Raw genomic sequence first — 17,790 nt, 5'->3', positions numbered from 1 at the left:
CTACCCCTGGTGGGCCCAGCGCTCCTCGAGGTCGACCCGGCCCCGGGGGTGCCAGCCCCGGGCCTCCCAGTAGCCCTGCTGCTCGGTGTGGTGGTAGCTGATCTCGGCGATCCACTTGGGGCCCTTGAACCCGTACAGGTGCGGCAGGACGACCCGGGCGGGCCAGCCGTGCTCGCGGGTCAGCGGCTCCCCGTCGACGTGCGTGGCCAGCAGGGCGTCGGGGGCGAGCAGGTCCTCCAGGAGGACCGCGGAGGAGTAGCCGCGGGCGGCGGCAAGGACGACGTGCACGGCCCCGTCCTCGGGCGGGGCGAGCCGGACGATGTCGGCCAGGCGCACCCCTGCCCAGCGCAGGCCGGGGACGCTGTGCCGGTCCACGCAGTGCAGGGGGGCGTGGACCTCGACCCGCTCCAGCCGGTCCAGCATCGCGCGGTCCACGACCGTCTGCCCGCCGTCGGCCGTGGCTCCCCGGACGGTGAGCCGCCAGCGCTCCCCGTCGACCTGCGGGACCTTGCCGTAGTGCGAGGCCTGCCAGCGCCCGGTGGCCCGCTGACCGGGGGGCAGGGCCTGGGCGTCCCCCGGTCCGTGGTCCCCCCGCGTGGTCACGTCGCTCCGCTCAGGCCGGAGCCCGGCGCAGCAGCCCGTCGAGGACGTCCACGGCCGCGTCGGTCATCGGGTCGTCCACGTCCAGGTGCCACACGTAGCGGGCCTGGCGCGGACCGGTGGGGTAGCCCAGCACCCCGGCCCCGGCCGCGGCGGCGACGAACGCCGGGCCGCCCCAGCTGGCCGCCCCGACGTCCAGGACGAGGATGTTGGTCTCGACCGCGGCCGGGTCGACGGTTCCGGCGGCGGCCTGCGCCAGCGCCTCGGCGGCCCGGTTGGTGCGGGCGTGGTCCTCGGCCAGCCGCTCGACGTGGTGGTCCAGGGCGTGCAGCCCGGCGGCCGCGAGCAGGCCGACCTGGCGCATGCCGCCCCCGAGACGCTTGCGCCATACCCGCGCCTCCTGGATCCGCGCGGCGTCCGCGGCCAGGACCGAGCCGACCGGCGCCCCGAGCCCCTTGCTCAGGCACACCGAGACCGTGTCGGCGCACGCGCCGTAGTCGGCCAGCGGGGTGTCGGTGGCCACGGAGGCGTTCCACAGCCGGGCGCCGTCGAGGTGGACCCCGACGCCGACCTCGGCCGTGGCCTCGCGCAGACGGCGCATGTCCGCCAGCGGCTGGACGGTGCCGCCGCCGAAGTTGTGCGTGTTCTCCACCACGACGCAGGCGGTGCTCACCTGGTAGGCACCCCCGTCGGGGACCATGACCGCGAGCGCGGTGTCCACGTCGAGCAGCCCGCGGTCGGCGACCCAGCTGCGGGTGGTGATGCCCGAGAACGCCGCGGCGGCGCCGAGCTCGGCCCGCAGGACGTGCGCCAGGTGGTCGGTGATCACCTCCTGGCCGGGGCCGGCGTGCAGCCGCAGCCCGACCTGGTTGGCCATCGAGCCGGTGGGCATGAACAGCGCCGCCTCGTGGCCGAGGAGCTCGGCGACCCGCTCCTCCAGCCGGGCGACGGTCGGGTCCTCGCCGTAGACGTCGTCGCCGACCTCGGCGTCGACCATCGCGGCCCGCATGGCGGGCGTCGGCCGGGTCAGGGTGTCCGAGCGCAGGTCGGCGACGACGGCTCCGGGCCGCGAGCTCATCTAGTGGACGCCCCGCTCGAGCATCTCGGCGACGACGAAGGCCAGCTCCAGGCTCTGCTGGTGGTTCAGCCGCGGGTCGCACAGGGTCTCGTAGCGCAGGCCCAGGTCGTCCAGGTCGACCGGGTTGACCCCGCCGACGCACTCGGTGACGTCGTTGCCGGTCAGCTCGACGTGGATGCCGCCGGGGTGGGTGCCGGCCTCGGCGTGCGCGGCGAAGAAGCCGCGGACCTCCTCCACGACGTCCTCGAAGCGACGGGTCTTGTGCCCGCTGGGCGAGGTGAAGGTGTTGCCGTGCATCGGGTCGCAGACCCAGCTGACCCGGGAGGCCTCCTCGCCGAGGGAGGTGAGCAGGGCGGGCAGCACGTCGCGGATGCGCCCGGCACCCATCCGGGTGATGAAGGTCAGCCGCCCGGGCGTGCGCTCGGGGTCGACCTTGTCCATGAGGGCCAGCACGGTGTCGCGGTCGGCCGTGGGGCCGAGCTTGATCCCGACCGGGTTCTGCACCCGGGAGACGAAGTCGATGTGCGCGCCGTCCAGGTCCCGGGTGCGCTCGCCGACCCAGACGAAGTGGCTGGCGGTGTCGTAGAGCAGCCCGGTGCGGTGGTCGCGGCGCACCATCGGCCGCTCGTAGTCCAGCACCAGCGCCTCGTGCGCGGAGAAGAACTCCACCCGGCGCATCTCCTCGGCGTCGGCCACCCCGGAGGCCTCCAGGAAGCGCACGGCCCGGTCGATCTGGTTGGCCATCTGCTCGTAGCGCTTCTGCGCCGGGCCCTGGATGAAACCCTTGTTCCAGGCGTGCACGCTGCGCAGGTCGGCGAACCCGCCGCTGGTGAAGCCGCGCACGAGGTTCAGCGTCGCCGAGCTGGCGTGGTAGGCCCGCAGCAGCCGGTCGGGGTCGTGCCGGCGCGACCCGGGGGTGAACTCGAAGCCGTTGACCATGTCGCCCCGGTAGGCCGGCAGGGTCACCCCGCCGCGGGTCTCGGTGTCCTGGCTGCGCGGCTTGGCGAACTGCCCGGCCATCCGGCCGACCTTGACGATGGGCGTCCCGGCGCCGTAGGTCAGCACGACGGCCATCTGCAGGATGGTCTTGATCCGGTCGCGGATGTTGGGACCGGTGACGTCGGCCAGGGTCTCGGCGCAGTCGCCGCCCTGCAGGGTGAAGGCCTTCCCGGCGGCGACGGCGGCCATCCGCTCCCGCAGCAGGTCGGCCTCGCCGGCGAAGACGAGCGGCGGATAGGTCCCGAGCACCGAGAGGACCTGCGCGAGCTCGGCGGGGTCCCAGCTGGGCTGCTGCTTCGCCGGAAGGTCTGGCCAGTCGATGGCGGTCCCGGGGACGGGGACGACGCCGGTCGTGTCGGTGCTCACCCGCACCATGGTAGGAGACGAACGACGGTGGGTATGACGTGGCGTCAGGCGGGCGGGGGCGCGGCGGGGCCGCGGTCCTCGGGCCCGGACGCCTCCGGGGGCGCGCCACCCTCCGGCCGCGCGCGTCGGGTGGCCAGCCCCTCGCGGGCCTTGTCCGCCGCCTCGGTGAGGCCGGCGCGCGCCCGCTCCCGGGCGTGCTCGATGTTCTCCCGGGCCTGCTCCAGACCCTCGCGGGCCTGCTCGATCCCACCCCGGGCGCGGGCTGCCAGGCGTCCCTTGACGCTGGCCGCGTACTCGTCGACGTAGTCCTGACCCGAGAGCCGCTGCAGCTCGCGCATGACGTCGTCGGTGATCTCGCGCAGCGCCTGGTGGTTCTCGACCTGGCCGGCGTACTGGGGGTAGTGCATCGGGCGGCCGATCCGCACGCCGACCTGCACGACGTTGGGGATGCGCTGACCGGTCGGCTGGGCCTTGTCGGTGTCGATCATCGCGCAGGGGACGATCGGCACGTCGGCGGCGACGGCGAGGCGGGCCATGCCGGTCTTGCCCCGGTAGAGGCGCCCGTCCGGTGACCGGGTCCCCTCGGGGTAGATGCCGAACAGCCCACCCTGGCGCAGGACCTCCAGGCCCTTCTCCAGCGCCACCATCGAGGCCTGGCCGCCGGAACGGTCGATCGGGATCTGGCCGGCCGCCGTGAAGAACTGCTTGGTCAGCCAGCCCTTGACGCCCGGTCCGGTGAAGTACTCCTCCTTGGCCGGGAAGGTGACCCGCCGGTCGACCATGAGCGGCAGGAAGATCGAGTCGGAAAGGAGAGGTGGTTGCTGGCCAGGATCGCTCCCCCGCTGGCGGGGACGTGCTCCCTGCCCTCGACCCAGGGGCGGAAGACGACCCGCACCGCCGGGCCGACGACGATGTGCTTGAGGATCCAGTAGAACACGGTGCTCTTCTCCTGCCGACGGTCAGCGGACGCACTCTACCGTTGTCAGGTCACCGTGCGAGGATGGCCGCGTGCAGCCGACCGCCAGGAGGCGCCCGTGACCGACCGCGGCCACCCGCCCGAGCCCGAACGGCCCGACGACGTCGACCGCCGCTTCCGCGAGATCGTCGCCGGGCTGGGGACGGACCTGCCCGCGGGGCCGGGCAGGCCCGAGGGGCCGCGCAGGCCCGGGCCGTCGGGCGCGGGCGGCCGCTTCGGACCCGCCGACGGGGTCAACCCTCCCCTGCCGGGACCGCCCCCGGCGGGACCGCCCCCGGCGGGTCGCCCCGCGCAGGACCGACCGCAGGGGCCTCCGCCGGCCGGCCGTCCCCGGCACCCCGGTCCGGCCGAGGCCGGCGGCCCGCCCGAGGGGATGGCCACCGACTTCCGGTCCTACTCCCCGCCCGAGGAGGAGGACCACTTCGTCCCGCCGCCCACGCCGCCCCTGCCGGCCGGCGACCTGCACTTCTGGGCGATCCTCGTGGGCCTCGTCGGCGGCCCCCTGCTCGTCCTGCTCTCCGCGGTCCTGCCGGTCCTGGACCCGGGGTGGACCGGGCTCGGCGCGGCCCTGACCGTCGCCGGGTTCGTGCTCCTGGTGCTGCGTCAGCCCCGGCAGCGCCACCACCGGGACGACTGGGGCGCCCAGGTCTGAGCGCGGCCCCGTCGGGCCGGGGCCTGGACTGTCACGTCCCTGCCCGGGCCCGGCCCGGACCCCGACGCGGGCTCAGAACTCCAGGTCCACCCAGACGGGCAGGTGGTCGGTGGCCTCGGCGAGCGCCATACCCTCCAGCAGCGCCGGGTCGCCCGGCGTCACGGCCCGGTGCCCCCGGGCGAAGATCGCGTCGATGCGGCGGTGCGGCCGCTGCGCCGGGTACGTCGGCCGGTCGTCGCTGACCTCGGTCAGCGCGCCGGCCAGCACCCCCCAGGCCGGGCCGGAGCCCTCCTCGTTGAGGTCGCCGCCCACGACGAGCGGGCCGTCGCCCAGCTCCGGGGAGGCCGCGAGCTCGGCGAGCACGGTGCGGACGTGGTCGACCCGCTGCTCCTCCTTGAGCGAGAGGTGCACCGAGACCACGGTCACGGGGGCCAGCCCGACCGCCTCCACGCGGGCGACGGTGTAGCTGCGCGGGTTCTCGCGCAGGCCCACCGGCAGACGGCGGTCCTGGGAGTCGGTGGAGCGGATCCGCAGACCGGTCATCAGGCTCGTCCCGCTGAGCAGCCGGGTCCTCCCCGACCACAGCAGCCCGGTGCGCCGCGCCAGCGCCGTGATCGCGTAGTCCGACCCGGGGTAGCGCGGCACCTCCTGCAGCAGCAGCACGTCGGGGTCGACGGCCCGGACGACGGCGGCCGCCGCGGTCGCGTCGTCCTTGAGTCCCCGCAGGTTGTAGCTGGCCACGCGCAGGCCGGTGCGCTCGGTGTTCTCGGGCATGCGCCCCATTCTCCGGTATGCGGCCGCACGCCTCCGCGCCCACCCTCCCCGGAGCCGGACCCCGGCGACGTCCCGACGTCCCCCGGCTCGGGGGAGCACGGCCCGGGGTCGGCCCGGGGCCGGCTCAGGGTCGGCTCAGAAGACGGGCTCGGTGGGCCCGAGCGAGGTGCGGGCCAGGTCGGCGGCCCCGACCAGGCCGGCACCCACCCCCAGGGCGGCGGCCCGCACGGGCGGCACCGGGCGGTGGCCGCGGCCGACCAGGTGGCGGGCGAGGGCCTCGCGTGCCGGACCCAGCAGCAGCTCCCCCGCCTCGCTCGCCCCACCCCCGACGACCACCGCCGCGGGGTCCAGCGCGGCGACGAGGTTGGCCAGGCCGATGCCCAGCCAGCGGCCCACCTCGGTGAGCAGCTCGCCGGCGACCCGGTCCCCGGCGGCGGCGGCCGCCGTCACGTCCTCGCCCTGGAGCCGGTCGACGTCGCCCCCGCTCCGGTGCAGCAGCGCGCCGAGGTCGGGAGCACCGGCCGCGACCAGGTCCACGGCCTCGCGGCGCAGCACCGAACCGGAGGCGTACTGCTCCCAGCACCCCCTGTTGCCGCACTCGCAGGGGCGGCCGCCCGGCACCAGGACCATGTGGCCGAACTCCCCCGCCAGGCCGTGCCGCCCCCGGTCGAGCCGGCCGTCCCGGACGACGGCCCCGCCGATCCCGGTCCCCAGGGTGACCACCAGCAGCGGGCTCTCGCCCCGCCCGGCCCCGAAACGGTGCTCGGCCCAGGCGGCCGCGTTGGCGTCGTTGTCGACCACGACCGGGCGGGCCAGCCGGGACCGCAGCCGCTCCTGGAGCGGCTCGTCGCGCCAGGACAGGTGCGGGGCGAAGACGACCCGTCCCTCGCCGGCGGAGACGAACCCGGCGGCACCGACCCCGACCGCGGTCACGCCGCGGTCGGAGGCGACCGGCAGGGCGATCAGCTCCTCGACCGCGGCGACGACGGCGTCCTCGACCACCCGGGCGGCGGTCGTCCGGTCGGGGGTGTCGTGCCGGACCTGCTCGACCACCCGCCCCTGCGGGTCGACGAGACCGGCCTTGATCCGGGTGCCGCCGACGTCGACCCCGACGGCCAGGGAGCCGCCGGTCACGCCCGCCGGGCGGCCAGGTCGGCCGCGCCGATCATGCCCGCGCTGTTGCCCAGCTCGGCCAGGGCCATCGGGATGAGCGTGCGGTGCCCGCGACCGGTGAGGTGCCGGGCGAAGGCGTTGCGGGCGGGCTCCAGGACCAGGTCGCCGGCAGCGCTGACGCCGCCGCCGATCACGATGAGGGCCGGGTCGAGGACGGCGGCGAGGCTGGCGGCGCCCTCACCGGTCCAGCGGCCGATGTCCTCGAGCAGCTCGGTGGCCGCCGGGTCGCCCTCCAGCGCCACCTCGGTCACCATCTGGCCGGTCAGCGTCGCCGGGTCGCCCCCGCACCGGTCCGAGAGGGTGCCCGCGTGGGGCGAGCCGCCGGCCACCAGCGCGCGGGCCTCGCGCACCAGGGCACTGCCGGAGGCGTAGACCTCGAAGCACCCCTTGTTGCCGCACCCGCAGCGGTGACCGTCGGGCACCACCCGCATGTGGCCCACCTCGGCCCCCATGCCGTGCGCCCCCCGCATGAGCACCGAGTCCACGATGATGCCCCCGCCCACCCCCGTGCCCAGCGTGAGCAGGACCGTGTCGTCCACGTCCCGGGCCGCGCCGAAGCGGAACTCGCCCCACGCCGCGGCGTTGGCGTCGTTCTCGATGACGACCGGCAGTCCGACCAGCTCCTCCAGGCGGGCCTTCAGCGGCTCGTCGCGCCAGGCCAGGTTGGGCGCGAAGACCACCGTCTCCCCCGCCTTGTCGATGAACCCGGCGCACGCCGCCCCCAGCGCCGAGACCCGGTTCCCGTCGGCGGCGACGGCGCGCTGCAGCTCCTCGGTGACGTCGGCGACCGCCCGCGCGATGAGGTCCGGGTCCTGCGCCGGGGTCTCCCGGCGCGCCCGGTGCAGCACCCGCCCGTCCTGGTCCACCGCGCTGGCGGCGATCTTGGTCCCGCCGATGTCCACTCCGACGCAGATGCCCACTCCCGGTCCTCTCCCTCTTCTCGCTCCGGCCGCGCTCGGGGAGCGCCGGCGCACCTCGCGCCTCCTGCCCGGCAGCCTATGCCGTGGTGCCGGGTGGCGCCCGGGACGCCGCCGGTGCCCGGGACGCCGCCGGTGCGCGGGACGCCGCCGGTGCGCGGGACGCCGCCGGTGCGCGGGTATCGTGGGCGGCGCACCTCCCCCGCCCCCGTCCGACGAGGAGCCCTGCCGTGCAGGACGTCACCGTCCCCCCGCTCATCCCCTCCACGACCGACGGCAGCACCTCCACGTATGCCGTGGAGTGGGCCGAGCGCGAGCCCTCGCGGGTGATGATGAGCCGCCAGGGTCCCGAGGGGTGGAGCGCCGTGACCGCCGCGGAGTTCCGCGCCGACGTCGACGGGCTGGCCCGCGGGCTGGTCGCCGCCGGCATCGAGACCGGAGACCGCGTGGCGGTCATGAGCCGCACCCGCTACGAGTGGACCCTGGTCGACTTCGCCCTGTGGAGCGTGGGCGCGGTGCCCGTGCCGGTCTACGAGACCAGCTCCCGGGAGCAGGTGGAGTGGATCGTGCAGGACTCCGGGGCGGTCGCGATGATCGTGGAGGACCAGCACCTGCTCGGCGTGGTCTCCTCCGTCCGGGAGGTGCTGCCGACGCTGCGGGACGTCTGGTGCATCGACGGGGGGTCGTTGGACGAGCTGGTGACCGCCGGGCAGGACGTCCCGGTCGAGGAGGTCGCGCGCCGGCGCGACGCGCTCGTGCGGGCCGACCTGGCCACGATCATCTACACGTCCGGCACCACCGGCCGCCCCAAGGGGTGCGAGCTGACCCACGACAACTTCATGGCCCTCTCGGAGAACGCCGCCGAGCGCCTTGCGGTCGTCATCAAGGCGCCCGGGGCCTCCACGCTGCTCTTCCTGCCGCTGGCGCACGTGTTCGCCCGCTTCATCCAGGTCGTCAGCGTGCACGCCGGAGCCCGCCTGGGCCACACGCCGGACCCCAGGACGGTGCTGCAGGACCTGGCCGGCTTCCGACCCAGCTTCCTGCTGTCCGTCCCGCGGGTGTTCGAGAAGATCTACAACTCCGCCGAGCAGAAGGCCGAGGCCGCTGGTCGCGGGCGCATCTTCCGGTGGGCGGCCCAGGTCGCCCAGGACCACAGCCGCGCCCAGGACCGCGGCCGCGTCGGCGTGGCCCTCAGGGCGCAGCACGCCCTCGCGGACCGGCTCGTCTACGCCCGGCTGCGGGCGGCGATGGGCGGGAAGGTGGAGTACGCCATCTCCGGCGGCGCCGCCCTCGGCGAGCGGCTGGGACACTTCTACCGGGGCATCGGCGTCCTGGTGCTGGAAGGCTACGGCCTCACCGAGACCACCGCCCCCGCCACGGTCAACACGCCCGACATGATCCGCATCGGCACCGTCGGGCGGCCGTTCCCGGGCGTGTCGGTCCGGGTCGCCGACGACGGCGAGATCCACGTCAGGGGCGTCAACGTCATGCGGGGCTACCACCACGACCCCGAGGCGACGGCCGAGGTCCTGCAGGACGGCTGGTTCCGCACCGGCGACCTCGGTGAGCTGGACCAGGACGGGTTCCTGCGCATCACCGGCAGGACCAAGGAGCTGCTCGTCACGGCCGGTGGCAAGAACGTCTCCCCCGGGCCGCTGGAGGACCGCCTGCGGGCCTTCCCGCTGGTGTCCCAGTGCATGGTCGTGGGCGAGGGACGCCCCTTCGTCGCCGCGCTGGTCACCCTCGACGAGGAGATGCTGCCCACCTGGGCGGCGGCCCAAGGGCTGGACGGCCTGACGACGGAGCAGGCCCGCACCCACGAGGCGGTCCGCGCCGAGGTGCAGAAGGCCGTGGACGCGGCCAACGAGAGCGTCAGCAGGGCCGAGTCCATCCGCACGTTCGCCATCCTCGGAGAGGACTTCACCGCCGAGAACGGCCTGCTCACCCCGTCGATGAAGCTCAAGCGGGGGCGGATCACCGAGCGGCTCCAGGCCGAGATCGACCAGCTGTACACGCGCTCGGCACCCCGCCGGGACTGAGGCTCGGCCTCGGCCGGGCCTCGCCGGGCCTCGGGGGCCGGCGGTCGGCCCTCGGGCGGTCGGCCCCCGACGGTCAGCAGGCCGGCCTGGCGTCAGCCCGCCGCCCAGTGCCGGGAGTCGACGAGCTCCGCCCGGGCCGAGGACGCCTCCTCCGGCGTGACGAGCCCGGCGCGGACGAACGCGCTGACGGCGGCCAGCTCGTCGGTGTCCAGCCGGACCCTCGGGGGGCCGGTCCCGACGCCGTCCTCCCGGTCGTCCAGGTCGTCCAGAAAGCCCCGGTCGTCCTGGTCGTCCAGGAAGACCCGGTCGTCCGGGACCTCCCGGTCGCCCTGCGGGCGGGTCGGCGCGGCCGTCGGGGTCTGCAGCCACACCGCCCCCAGGACGGGGACGAAGCAGTCACCGCAGTGACGTCCCCGCACCGGACAGGTCTGGCAGTCGATGGTGGTCGTGGTCATGTGGTCCACCTCCTTGTCCTCGACGCTAGGACGCAGGTCCGACATACCCCCGACCGCGTGTCGGGAGCAGGGGTCTGTCGGAGGACCCGTCTACGTTCGGTGGCATGCAGATGGTGCAGGCGACGTTCGAGGACCTGGGGGTCTCCCTGGCCGACGTGACCTTCGTCGTCGTCGACCTGGAGACGACCGGCAGCTCGCCCGCCGGCTCCCAGATCACCGAGGTCGGCGCGGTCAAGGTGCGCGGCGGCCAGGTGCTGGGCGAGTTCCAGACGCTCGTGCGCCCGGGGTCGCCCATCCCGCCCTTCATCAGCGTGCTGACCGGCATCACCAACGCCATGGTCGCCGACGCCCCCTCGATCCGCACCGTGCTGCCCCAGTTCCTCGAGTTCGCGGCCGGCTCGGTCCTGGTGGCCCACAACGCCGGCTTCGACATGTCCTTCCTCAAGGCGGCCGCCGCGGAGACCGGGCACGCCTGGCCGGGGTTCGCGGTCATCGACACCGTCCGGCTGGCCCGGCAGCTGGTGCACAAGGACGAGGCCCCCAACCACAAGCTGTCCAGCCTGGCCCGGCTGTTCGGCGCCGCCACCACGCCGGACCACCGCGCCCTGCACGACGCCCGGGCGACGGTCGACGTCCTCCACGGCCTCATGGAGCGGGTCGGCAACCTCGGCGTGCACACCCTCGAAGAGCTGCAGTCCTACACCTCGCGGGTCAGCACCGCGCAGCGGCGCAAGCGGTTCCTGGCCGAGGCGATGCCCTCCGCGCCGGGGGTCTACGTCTTCCGCGACGGTCGGGGCGAGCCGCTGTACGTCGGCACCGCCTCAGACCTGCGCCGCCGGACCCTGACGTACTTCACGGCCTCCGAGACCCGCCGTCGGATGGCCGAGATGGTCGGCCTGGCCGAGTCCATCACCCCGATCGTGTGCGCGACCAGGCTGGAGGCTCAGGTGCGCGAGCTGCGCCTCATCGCCGAGCACAAGCCGCGCTACAACCGGCGGTCCCGGCACCCGGAGAAGGCCGTGTGGGTCAAGCTCACGGCCGAACCCTTCCCGCGCCTCTCGATCGTGCGCACGGTCCGGTCCGACGACGCCCACTACGCCGGGCCGTTCACCAGCAGGCGCACCGCGGAGTCGGCCGTGACCGCCGTGCACGAGGTGGTGCCGCTGCGCCAGTGCACGGCGCGGATCGCCGCGCGCGCCACGCAGGGCTCGGCGTGCGTGCTCTTCGAGATGGGTCGCTGCGGCGGCCCGTGCGTCGGAGCCCAGTCCGTGGAGGAGTATGCCGAGGTCGTGCGCCGGGCCACGGAGGCGCTCACGGCAGCTGCCGGGACGTCATGTCCTCGCTGCGCACGCGGCTGGACGCCCTGGCCGCGCAGGAGCGGTTCGAGGAGGCCGGGACCCTGCGGGACCGGATGATGGCCCTGGTGCGGGCCGCGGCCCGTGCCCAGCGGCTGCGCCCGCTCATTTCGACCACCGAGCTGGTCGCCGCCCGCCCCCGCGAGGTGGGGGGCTGGGAGGTCGTGTGCGTGCGCTACGGCCGTCTGGCCGGCACCACGACCACGCCGCCGGGGGCGGACCCGATGCCGTACATCGAGGCCCTGCGCCAGACCGCCGAGGTGGTCGAGGGCCCCGGAGCCCTCCCCGAGGAGAGCGAGCTGGTGCTGGGCTGGCTGGAGAAGCCGGGCACGCGGCTCGTCGACCTCGAGGGGACGTGGACCTGCCCCGTGGACGGGGCGGGTGCCTCCCGAGCCGAGCTGGAGCCGCAGTCCACCTCCTGGGGCAACCCCGACCACCTCGACGCGACCCCGGCACGGCCGTGGGACCGTCCGGTCGGGGCGGTGGCCGGCACCTCGGTCTGACGGGCCCTGGCTGCCCTCGGTGCGGTGGACGGTGCCCAGGGTCTGACGGGTGCCGACAGCCGTCCCCCCGGCCGTCCTCAGCCGTCGAGACCCAGGTCGAACCCGGCGTCCAGGTCCTCGTCGGAGTAGGTGCGGAAGGCGATGTGGGTGCTGGTCTCCAGCACACCGGCCACCTTGTTGAGCCGGTCGGCGATGACGTCGTGGAAGTCCTCGTGGCGCGAGACCCGCGCGACCGCGATGAGGTCGACGTCGCCGGTCACCGAGTAGACCTCGCTGATGCCCTCGATGGCCGCGATCTCGCGCGCCGCCTCGGGGATGCGGGCCACTTCTGCCTTGATGAGCACGATCGCCGAAATCACCAGGCCACTGTAGCGCCCGAGGCCCGGCCCGGACCCTCAGCCCCAACCCAGCTCGTGCAGCGCCTCGTCGTCGATGCCGAAGTGGTGGGCGATCTCGTGGACCACGGTCACCGCGATCTCCTCCAGGAGGTGCTCGCGGTCCTCGCACATGCGCACGAGCGGACCGCGGAAGATGGTGATCCGGTCCGGGAGCGTCCCGCCCCAGGACAGGTCGCGCTCCGTCAGGGGAACCCCGTCGTAGACGCCGAGCAGCTCGGGATCCTCCGGCGGCGGTTCCTCCTCGACGAGGAAGACCACGTTGTCGAGCTGGTCCATGAGCTCGACGGGCACCAGGTCCAGCGCGTCACCGACCGCCTCCTCGAACTCGGTCATCGACAGCGAGGCCGGGTCCTCCCCGGGCACCGACGACGGCGCCCCGTCCTCCGGTGGAGGGACGGGGCGCTCGTCGGGGGCGTGGTCGTCAGCGACGACCGGCCCCGATGCTGTCGTCCTCGACGTGCCCGGCGGCGGGGGCCCCGGGGACGTCCGAGACGGACTCGGAGTGCTGCTCGATCCCGGCGGCCGCGTCCGGGGTGTCCAGCGCCTCGTGCTCGCCGTGGTGGTGGGCGGCGGCCAGCTCGGCCGGCGTCACCGGGGCGATCGCGTCCTTGTAGTAGAACCGCGACAGCGCGTTGCGCGCACCGGAACCGCCGCCGGGGCGACGGACACCGTGCTCGTCGACGCCACCGGACTCGAGCCCGAGCGGGCGCGGGGTGTCGTGCTGGACCAGGGCCCAGCGCTCGTACTCGTCCATCGGCTCGTGCACCTCGAAGAAGCGTCCCTCGGGGGTGCGCACGATGCGACCGGTCTCGTGCCCGTGCAGGACCTTCTCCCGGTCGTGCCGCTGCAGCGAGAGGCAGAGCCGCTTGGTTAGGAAGAACACGATGACCGGAAGGACGAAGAACATCAGCCGGAAGAACATGGTGATGTCGTTGATCGACAGCTGCAGCTTGATCGCCAGGATGTCGTTGATCGTGGCCAGCGCCAGGACGACGTACATCGAGATGGCGGCCAGGCCCACGGCGGTCCGGGTCGGCGCGTTGCGCGGGCGGTCCAGCAGGTGGTGCTCGCGCTTGTCACCGGTGACCCAGGCCTCCACGAACGGGTAGATCCCCAGGATCAGCCACACCAGCGGCAGCAGCAGCAGCGAGCCCAGGAAGATGTTCATGCTCCACACGGTGCCGAAGATCTCGAACTCCAGCCATCCCGGCAGCAGGCGCAGGGCCCCGTCGGAGAACCACATGTAGAAGTCGGGCTGGGACCCGGCGGTGACCTGGGTCGGGTCGTAGGGACCGTAGACCCACACCGGGTTGATCTGCACCAGCGCAGAGACGAGGGCGGTGATCCCGAAGACGACGAAGAAGAACCCGCCGGCCTTGGCCGCGTAGACCGGCATGACCGGGAAGCCCACCACGTTGTTGTTCGTCCGCCCCGGACCGGGGTACTGGGTGTGCTTGTGGATGACCACCAGCGCCAGGTGGGCCACGAAGAGGCCCACGAGGATCGCCGGGATCAGCAGCACGTGGACGATGTACAGGCGCGGGATGATCGCCTCGCCGGGGAACTCGCCGCCGAAGACGAAGAAGGTCATCCAGGTGCCGATGACCGGGGCGGACATCATGAACCCGTTCATCGCCCGGATGCCGGTGCCCGAGAGCAGGTCGTCCGGCAGCGAGTAGCCGGCGAAGCCCTCGATGGCCGCAAGCAGCGACATGACGACGCCGATGACCCAGTTGATCTCCCGCGGCTTGCGGAAGGCACCGGTGAAGAACACGCGGGCCGCGTGCAGCGCGACGCCGACGATGAAGAACAGCGCCGACCAGTGGTGCAGCTGCCGCATGAGCAGGCCACCCTTGACGTCGAAGCTGATGTCCAGCGTGGACTTGTAGGCCTCGGACATGCCGATGCCCTTCAGCGGCACGTAGGAGCCGTCGTAGGTCACGTGACCCAGGCTGGGCACGAACCAGAAGGTCAGGAAGGTGCCGGTGATGAGCGCGATGATCATGGAGTACATGGCCACCTCGCCCAGGAGGAAGCTCCAGTGGTCGGGGAAGACCTTCTTGAGGCCGAAGCGCATCGCCTTGGCCAGACCGGTGCGGTCGTCCACCGGGCTGAGCACCTTGGGGAAGCGGGCGTCCGCGGAGGCCTGGTCGGTCGGGTCGATCGCCGTCGTCGTCGAGGCGCTCTCCCTGCGCAGGTGCCCCGCACCCTGCGGGACGTGGGTGGAGCTCATGCGTCGTCTCCCATCAGAAGGCCCGGGCGTTCACGCTCGAAGAAGCTGGTGCCCACCGGCTCGCGGAAGCTGTCCGCCGCGACGAGGTAGCCCTCGTCGTCGATGGTGATCGGCAGCTGCGGCAGCGGCCGCCGTGCCGGACCGAAGATGACCTCGCAGTCGTTGGTCATGTCGAAGGTCGACTGGTGGCACGGGCAGAGCAGGTGGTGGGTCTGCTGCTCGTAGAGCGCCACCGGGCAGCCGACGTGCGTGCACACCTTGGAGTAGGCGAACACCCCCTCGACGCCCCAGTCCAGCTGCTTCTGGCTCTGCACGAGGGAGGGGTCGAGGCCGACGACGATGACCTGGGCCTCGGCCTTGACGATGAGCAGCTCGTCGGCGGGCAGGTCGTGCGCCTCCTCCCCGACGTAGCCCTCGGGCATGACGTGGAAGACGGACCCGCGGGTGACGTCCGCGGCCCGGATCGGCACCCCGGCGGGGTCGATCATCAGCCGCATGCCGGCCTCCCACACCGTGTCGTAGAGCTCACCGCGCGGACGCGGTCCGAGCCCCGCGGCGACGGGCACGACGAGCGGCAGGGCGAACAGGCCGAGCGCGCCGCCGGCCGAGCCGAGGATCGCGGTGCGGCGGTTCAGCTGGGAGCTGCGCCACCCGTGCGACAGGACCCGGGCGACGGCCTGGCGGTCGTCGTCCGGGGAGGCCTGCGGGTGACGCTCCTCGATCTGCTCCACGTCGGGCATGAGCGTCTTGGCCCAGTGCACGGCCCCGAGGCCGATCCCCAGCAGGGACAGCCCCATCGTCAGGCCGAGCGCGACGTGGAAGAGGTTGACCTCGCCGATCCCCACGATCGTCCCCTTGAGCTCGGGGTCGATCGCGAAGTAGGCGACGAGGAAGGCGATCGAGGACAGCGCCGAGACGGTGAACAGCACCACGACCTGGGTCGCGGCCCGTCGGGCGGCCTTGTCGTCGACGTCCGCGCGCCGCGGGGAGTGCGGCGGCAGACCGGGGTTGGGGAAACGGTCCTGGGACGCGGGGTCGCTCAGGGCCGGCAGGTCGTTCTCGTGGGTCGCCACCTCAGGCCGCCTTCCGTCCGATCCAGACCGCTGCCGCGATCATCACGCCGATGCCGATGGTCCACACGAACAGCGCGTCCCCGGCCGGGCCGACGCTGCCCAGGCCGGCGCCGCCGTGGGAGTTGCCGCCGTCCTCGATGTACTTGAGGAAGGCGATGACGTTCTCCTTGTCCTGCGGGGTGAGGTTCTCGTCGTTGAACACCGGCATGGACTGCGGACCGGTGAGCATCGCCTCGTAGATGTGCTGCGGCTCCACGCCCATGAGGGTCGGCGCGTACTTGCCGCGGGTCAGGGCACCCCCGGTGCCCGAGGAGTTGTGGCACATCGCGCAGTTGGTGCGGTAGAGGGCACCACCGTTCGCGATGTCGGCGCCCTCCAGGTCGAGGTACTCCTCGTCCGGCACGTCCGGGCCGGGGCCGAGGGAGTCGACGTAGGCGGCGAGCTGGGAGATCTGCTCCTCGCTGAACTGCACCTGGGAGGCGTTCCGCTCGGCCTGCACCCCCGGCGCCGGCAGCGGCATACGCCCGGTGGAGACCTGGAAGTCGACAGAGGCCGCACCGACACCGATCAAGGACGGCCCGATCGGGTCCACGCCCTGGGCGTTCTTTCCGTGGCAGGTGGCGCAGTTGGCCAGGAAGAGCTGCTCCCCGGCCTCGACGTCGTCCTGGGTGGCGGTGGCGGCGGAGGTGCCGGGTGCGGCCTTGGGGGCGAACGCTGCGTAGGCCGTACCCGTGAAGGTCAGGCCCAGGAGCAGCAGGACCAGCAGCGCCAACGGGCTGCGGCGACGTGCGGCGAGAGAACTCACTCGTCGTTCCTTCCGAGGGTGGTCGGGGCGGGCGGGTGGGCCGCTGTCGGCCGTTGACGTGGGCGGGGTCATGGCGTCACTGCAGCAGGTAGATCACGGCGAACAGGGCGATCCACACGACGTCGACGAAGTGCCAGTAGTAGGAGGTGACGACCGCGCCGGTGGCCTGCGCGTGGGTGTACCGCCTGGCGGTGAAGCTGCGGCCGATGATGAGCAGGAAGGCGATCAGCCCGCCGGTCACGTGCAGCCCGTGGAACCCGGTGGTGATGTAGAAGACCGACCCGTAGGGGTCGGCCGTCGGCGTGACCCCCTCGCTGGTGAGCGTGGCGTACTCCCAGACCTGGCCGGCGATGAAGGTGGCCCCGAAGAGGTACGTCAGCACGTACCACTCGCGCATCCCCCAGCCCTCGGCCCCCAGCGGGTTGCCGATCTTGAAGATGCTGCCGGTGCGGTGCGGCACCCCGCGCTCGGCCTTCCAGACCCCGAACTGGCACCACACCGAGGAGATCACGAGGATCATCGTGTTGATGGTGGCGAAGCGCACGTCCAGGAACTCGGTGCGCTCGGCCCACATGTCGGGCGAGACCGACCGGATGGTGAAGTACATCGCGAAGAGCCCGGCGAAGAACATGATCTCGCTGGAGAGCCAGACCATGGTGCCGACGGCCGTCATGTTCGGCCTGGTCGCCGGCCCGTGCATCGTCGCGTGGAACCGGTCCGCGTCGGTCATCGTTGCTGCAGGTGTCGTCGCCACCCGGACATTATGGCCCAACGTCGTAGATGAATGTGCACACCCCGCCCCGCGCGCCGCCCGCGGGAGCGCCGGAGGGGAAGAACCCGAGGTCACCGGTGCCCTCCGAACGGGACGGTCGGGCGGTCGGGACGGGCAGGGTTGGACAGCCGGGGGCGTCCGTCCGCGGCGGCCCACCCGCTACGATCGTGCGCATGACCGTCACCCCCGCCGCGTCCCAGCACCCTGACACCCAGGCCCGCAGCATCTCGGTCCTGCTCTTCAGCGACGACCGCTCGGTGCGCGACCAGGTCCGGCTCGGCGTGGGGGACCACCCCGCCCACGACGTCGTCGTGGAGCGGTGGCACGAGTGCGCGACGGCCCCGGCCGTCGAGGCCGCCGTCGGCACCGGGACCTACGACGTGCTCATCCTCGACGGCGAGGCCCAGCCCTACGGCGGGATGGGGCTGGCGCGCCAGCTCAAGAGCGAGGTCTACGACTGCCCGCCCATCGTCGTGCTCACCGGCCGGCCCGTGGACGGGTGGCTGGCCACCTGGTCGCTGGCCGAGGCCGCCGTGCCCCGTCCGCTGGACCCCGAGAAGCTGGCCGACACCGTCGCCCTCCTCGCCCGCCGGTGACCGGCGGAGCGACCCCCCGGACCGGC

Annotated in this window: 20 protein-coding genes; 5 read left to right on the top strand and 15 right to left on the bottom strand. The window is 73.5% G+C overall.

Annotation, left to right across the window (positions count from 1 at the left end):
• From ACQ95T_RS07060 to ACQ95T_RS07040, 5 genes are read right to left on the bottom strand one after another with little or no spacing between them, the layout of a single operon-like run.
• Positions 1-603 carry a molybdopterin-dependent oxidoreductase gene (locus tag ACQ95T_RS07060; RefSeq protein ID WP_425940569.1) on the bottom strand — a complete coding sequence of 201 codons (603 nt, stop codon included), beginning with the start codon at positions 601-603 and terminating at the stop codon, positions 1-3.
• A 10-nt stretch (positions 604-613) separates the two neighbouring features.
• Complete coding sequence (locus ACQ95T_RS07055) at positions 614-1,678, bottom strand: threonine aldolase family protein (protein ID WP_425940567.1); 1,065 nt, start codon at positions 1,676-1,678, stop codon at positions 614-616.
• Positions 1,679-3,052 carry a class II 3-deoxy-7-phosphoheptulonate synthase gene (locus ACQ95T_RS07050; protein ID WP_425940565.1) on the bottom strand — a complete coding sequence of 458 codons (1,374 nt, stop codon included), beginning with the start codon at positions 3,050-3,052 and terminating at the stop codon, positions 1,679-1,681.
• A gap of 35 nt (positions 3,053-3,087) precedes the next feature.
• Positions 3,088-3,825: a 1-acyl-sn-glycerol-3-phosphate acyltransferase gene (locus ACQ95T_RS07045; protein WP_431473694.1), complete on the bottom strand. Its 738-nt coding sequence runs from the start codon at positions 3,823-3,825 to the stop codon at positions 3,088-3,090.
• Complete coding sequence (locus ACQ95T_RS07040; protein WP_431473693.1) at positions 3,753-3,980, bottom strand: hypothetical protein; 228 nt, start codon at positions 3,978-3,980, stop codon at positions 3,753-3,755. The genes ACQ95T_RS07045 and ACQ95T_RS07040 overlap by 73 nt, the downstream gene beginning before the upstream one ends.
• Before the next feature lie 97 nt (positions 3,981-4,077).
• On the opposite strand from ACQ95T_RS07040, the gene ACQ95T_RS07035 reads away from it, so the two are divergent.
• Positions 4,078-4,671: a hypothetical protein gene (locus ACQ95T_RS07035; RefSeq protein ID WP_425940562.1), complete on the top strand. Its 594-nt coding sequence runs from the start codon at positions 4,078-4,080 to the stop codon at positions 4,669-4,671.
• A gap of 72 nt (positions 4,672-4,743) precedes the next feature.
• On the opposite strand, the gene ACQ95T_RS07030 is transcribed toward ACQ95T_RS07035, so the two are convergent.
• The 3 genes from ACQ95T_RS07030 to ACQ95T_RS07020 all read right to left on the bottom strand — a co-directional run bounded on the left by ACQ95T_RS07030 (position 4,744) and on the right by ACQ95T_RS07020 (position 7,538).
• On the bottom strand, positions 4,744-5,445 hold the full coding sequence (locus tag ACQ95T_RS07030; RefSeq protein WP_425940560.1) for an endonuclease/exonuclease/phosphatase family protein: 702 nt from the start codon (positions 5,443-5,445) through the stop codon (positions 4,744-4,746).
• 135 nt (positions 5,446-5,580) lie between these two features.
• A complete protein-coding gene (locus ACQ95T_RS07025) occupies positions 5,581-6,579 on the bottom strand; it encodes an ROK family glucokinase (protein WP_425940558.1) in 999 nt (332 codons plus the stop codon).
• Positions 6,576-7,538, bottom strand: coding sequence for an ROK family glucokinase (locus ACQ95T_RS07020; RefSeq protein WP_425940554.1), 963 nt, complete (start codon positions 7,536-7,538; stop codon positions 6,576-6,578). Before ACQ95T_RS07020 ends, ACQ95T_RS07025 begins: the two co-directional genes overlap by 4 nt.
• A gap of 227 nt (positions 7,539-7,765) precedes the next feature.
• Between ACQ95T_RS07020 and ACQ95T_RS07015 the strand changes: the two genes are divergently transcribed.
• Complete coding sequence (locus ACQ95T_RS07015; protein ID WP_425940552.1) at positions 7,766-9,574, top strand: AMP-dependent synthetase/ligase; 1,809 nt, start codon at positions 7,766-7,768, stop codon at positions 9,572-9,574.
• Positions 9,575-9,666: 92 nt separating this feature from the next.
• Here the strand turns inward: ACQ95T_RS07015 and ACQ95T_RS07010 are convergent, their stop codons facing one another.
• The gene (locus ACQ95T_RS07010) at positions 9,667-10,029 is read right to left on the bottom strand and encodes a hypothetical protein (RefSeq protein ID WP_425940551.1); all 363 of its coding nucleotides are present in this window, start codon (positions 10,027-10,029) and stop codon (positions 9,667-9,669) included.
• A 104-nt stretch (positions 10,030-10,133) separates the two neighbouring features.
• Between ACQ95T_RS07010 and ACQ95T_RS07005 the strand changes: the two genes are divergently transcribed.
• Together ACQ95T_RS07005 and ACQ95T_RS07000 are read left to right on the top strand one after the other, a co-directional pair.
• Positions 10,134-11,444 carry a DEDD exonuclease domain-containing protein gene (locus ACQ95T_RS07005; protein WP_431473692.1) on the top strand — a complete coding sequence of 437 codons (1,311 nt, stop codon included), beginning with the start codon at positions 10,134-10,136 and terminating at the stop codon, positions 11,442-11,444.
• Positions 11,363-11,887, top strand: a complete 525-nt coding sequence (locus ACQ95T_RS07000) for a hypothetical protein (protein WP_431473691.1) — start codon at positions 11,363-11,365, stop codon at positions 11,885-11,887. Before ACQ95T_RS07005 ends, ACQ95T_RS07000 begins: the two co-directional genes overlap by 82 nt.
• A 77-nt stretch (positions 11,888-11,964) precedes the next feature.
• On the opposite strand, the gene ACQ95T_RS06995 is transcribed toward ACQ95T_RS07000, so the two are convergent.
• The 6 genes from ACQ95T_RS06995 to ctaE all read right to left on the bottom strand — a co-directional run bounded on the left by ACQ95T_RS06995 (position 11,965) and on the right by ctaE (position 17,126).
• Positions 11,965-12,246 (bottom strand): Lrp/AsnC family transcriptional regulator, encoded by a 282-nt coding sequence (locus ACQ95T_RS06995; protein ID WP_075958909.1) that lies wholly within the window; start codon positions 12,244-12,246, stop codon positions 11,965-11,967.
• 36 nt (positions 12,247-12,282) lie between these two features.
• A complete protein-coding gene (locus ACQ95T_RS06990) occupies positions 12,283-12,618 on the bottom strand; it encodes a metallopeptidase family protein (protein WP_425941019.1) in 336 nt (111 codons plus the stop codon).
• A gap of 88 nt (positions 12,619-12,706) precedes the next feature.
• The gene (gene qcrB, locus ACQ95T_RS06985; RefSeq protein WP_425940548.1) at positions 12,707-14,518 is read right to left on the bottom strand and encodes a cytochrome bc1 complex cytochrome b subunit; all 1,812 of its coding nucleotides are present in this window, start codon (positions 14,516-14,518) and stop codon (positions 12,707-12,709) included.
• Positions 14,515-15,591 carry a cytochrome bc1 complex Rieske iron-sulfur subunit gene (gene qcrA / locus ACQ95T_RS06980; protein ID WP_425940546.1) on the bottom strand — a complete coding sequence of 359 codons (1,077 nt, stop codon included), beginning with the start codon at positions 15,589-15,591 and terminating at the stop codon, positions 14,515-14,517. Before qcrA ends, qcrB begins: the two co-directional genes overlap by 4 nt.
• A 1-nt stretch (position 15,592) precedes the next feature.
• Complete coding sequence (gene qcrC / locus ACQ95T_RS06975; protein ID WP_425940545.1) at positions 15,593-16,396, bottom strand: cytochrome bc1 complex diheme cytochrome c subunit; 804 nt, start codon at positions 16,394-16,396, stop codon at positions 15,593-15,595.
• Between the two features lie 76 nt (positions 16,397-16,472).
• Positions 16,473-17,126 (bottom strand): aa3-type cytochrome oxidase subunit III, encoded by a 654-nt coding sequence (gene ctaE, locus ACQ95T_RS06970; RefSeq protein ID WP_431473801.1) that lies wholly within the window; start codon positions 17,124-17,126, stop codon positions 16,473-16,475.
• A gap of 215 nt (positions 17,127-17,341) precedes the next feature.
• Here ctaE and ACQ95T_RS06965 point away from each other — a divergent pair, with 215 nt between their 5' ends.
• On the top strand, positions 17,342-17,764 hold the full coding sequence (locus ACQ95T_RS06965) for a hypothetical protein (protein ID WP_425940543.1): 423 nt from the start codon (positions 17,342-17,344) through the stop codon (positions 17,762-17,764).
• Positions 17,765-17,790: the final 26 nt, after the last annotated feature.

The sequence above is a fragment of the Ornithinimicrobium carbonis genome, assembly GCF_050703245.1.
GTDB lineage: Bacteria > Actinomycetota > Actinomycetes > Actinomycetales > Dermatophilaceae > Ornithinicoccus.
The sequence above is the reverse complement of the archived record's forward strand: the minus strand, read 5'-3'. Positions and strand labels throughout refer to the sequence as shown.

Bases quoted from the DNA above. Each gene is read 5' to 3' on its own strand.
- ACQ95T_RS07055 (WP_425940567.1), bottom strand. From the start codon at position 1,678: ATGAGCTCGCGGCCCGGAGCCGTCGTCGCCGACCTGCGCTCGGACACC.
- ACQ95T_RS07050 (WP_425940565.1), bottom strand. From the start codon at position 3,052: ATGGTGCGGGTGAGCACCGACACGACCGGCGTCGTCCCCGTCCCCGGG.
- ACQ95T_RS07045 (WP_431473694.1), bottom strand. From the start codon at position 3,825: ATGGTCGACCGGCGGGTCACCTTCCCGGCCAAGGAGGAGTACTTCACC.
- ACQ95T_RS07030 (WP_425940560.1), bottom strand. From the start codon at position 5,445: ATGCCCGAGAACACCGAGCGCACCGGCCTGCGCGTGGCCAGCTACAAC.
- ACQ95T_RS07010 (WP_425940551.1), bottom strand. From the start codon at position 10,029: ATGACCACGACCACCATCGACTGCCAGACCTGTCCGGTGCGGGGACGT.
- ACQ95T_RS07005 (WP_431473692.1), top strand. From the start codon at position 10,134: ATGCAGATGGTGCAGGCGACGTTCGAGGACCTGGGGGTCTCCCTGGCC.
- ACQ95T_RS07000 (WP_431473691.1), top strand. From the start codon at position 11,363: ATGTCCTCGCTGCGCACGCGGCTGGACGCCCTGGCCGCGCAGGAGCGG.
- ACQ95T_RS06990 (WP_425941019.1), bottom strand. From the start codon at position 12,618: ATGACCGAGTTCGAGGAGGCGGTCGGTGACGCGCTGGACCTGGTGCCC.
- qcrB (WP_425940548.1), bottom strand. From the start codon at position 14,518: ATGAGCTCCACCCACGTCCCGCAGGGTGCGGGGCACCTGCGCAGGGAG.
- ctaE (WP_431473801.1), bottom strand. From the start codon at position 17,126: ATGACCGACGCGGACCGGTTCCACGCGACGATGCACGGGCCGGCGACC.
- ACQ95T_RS06965 (WP_425940543.1), top strand. From the start codon at position 17,342: ATGACCGTCACCCCCGCCGCGTCCCAGCACCCTGACACCCAGGCCCGC.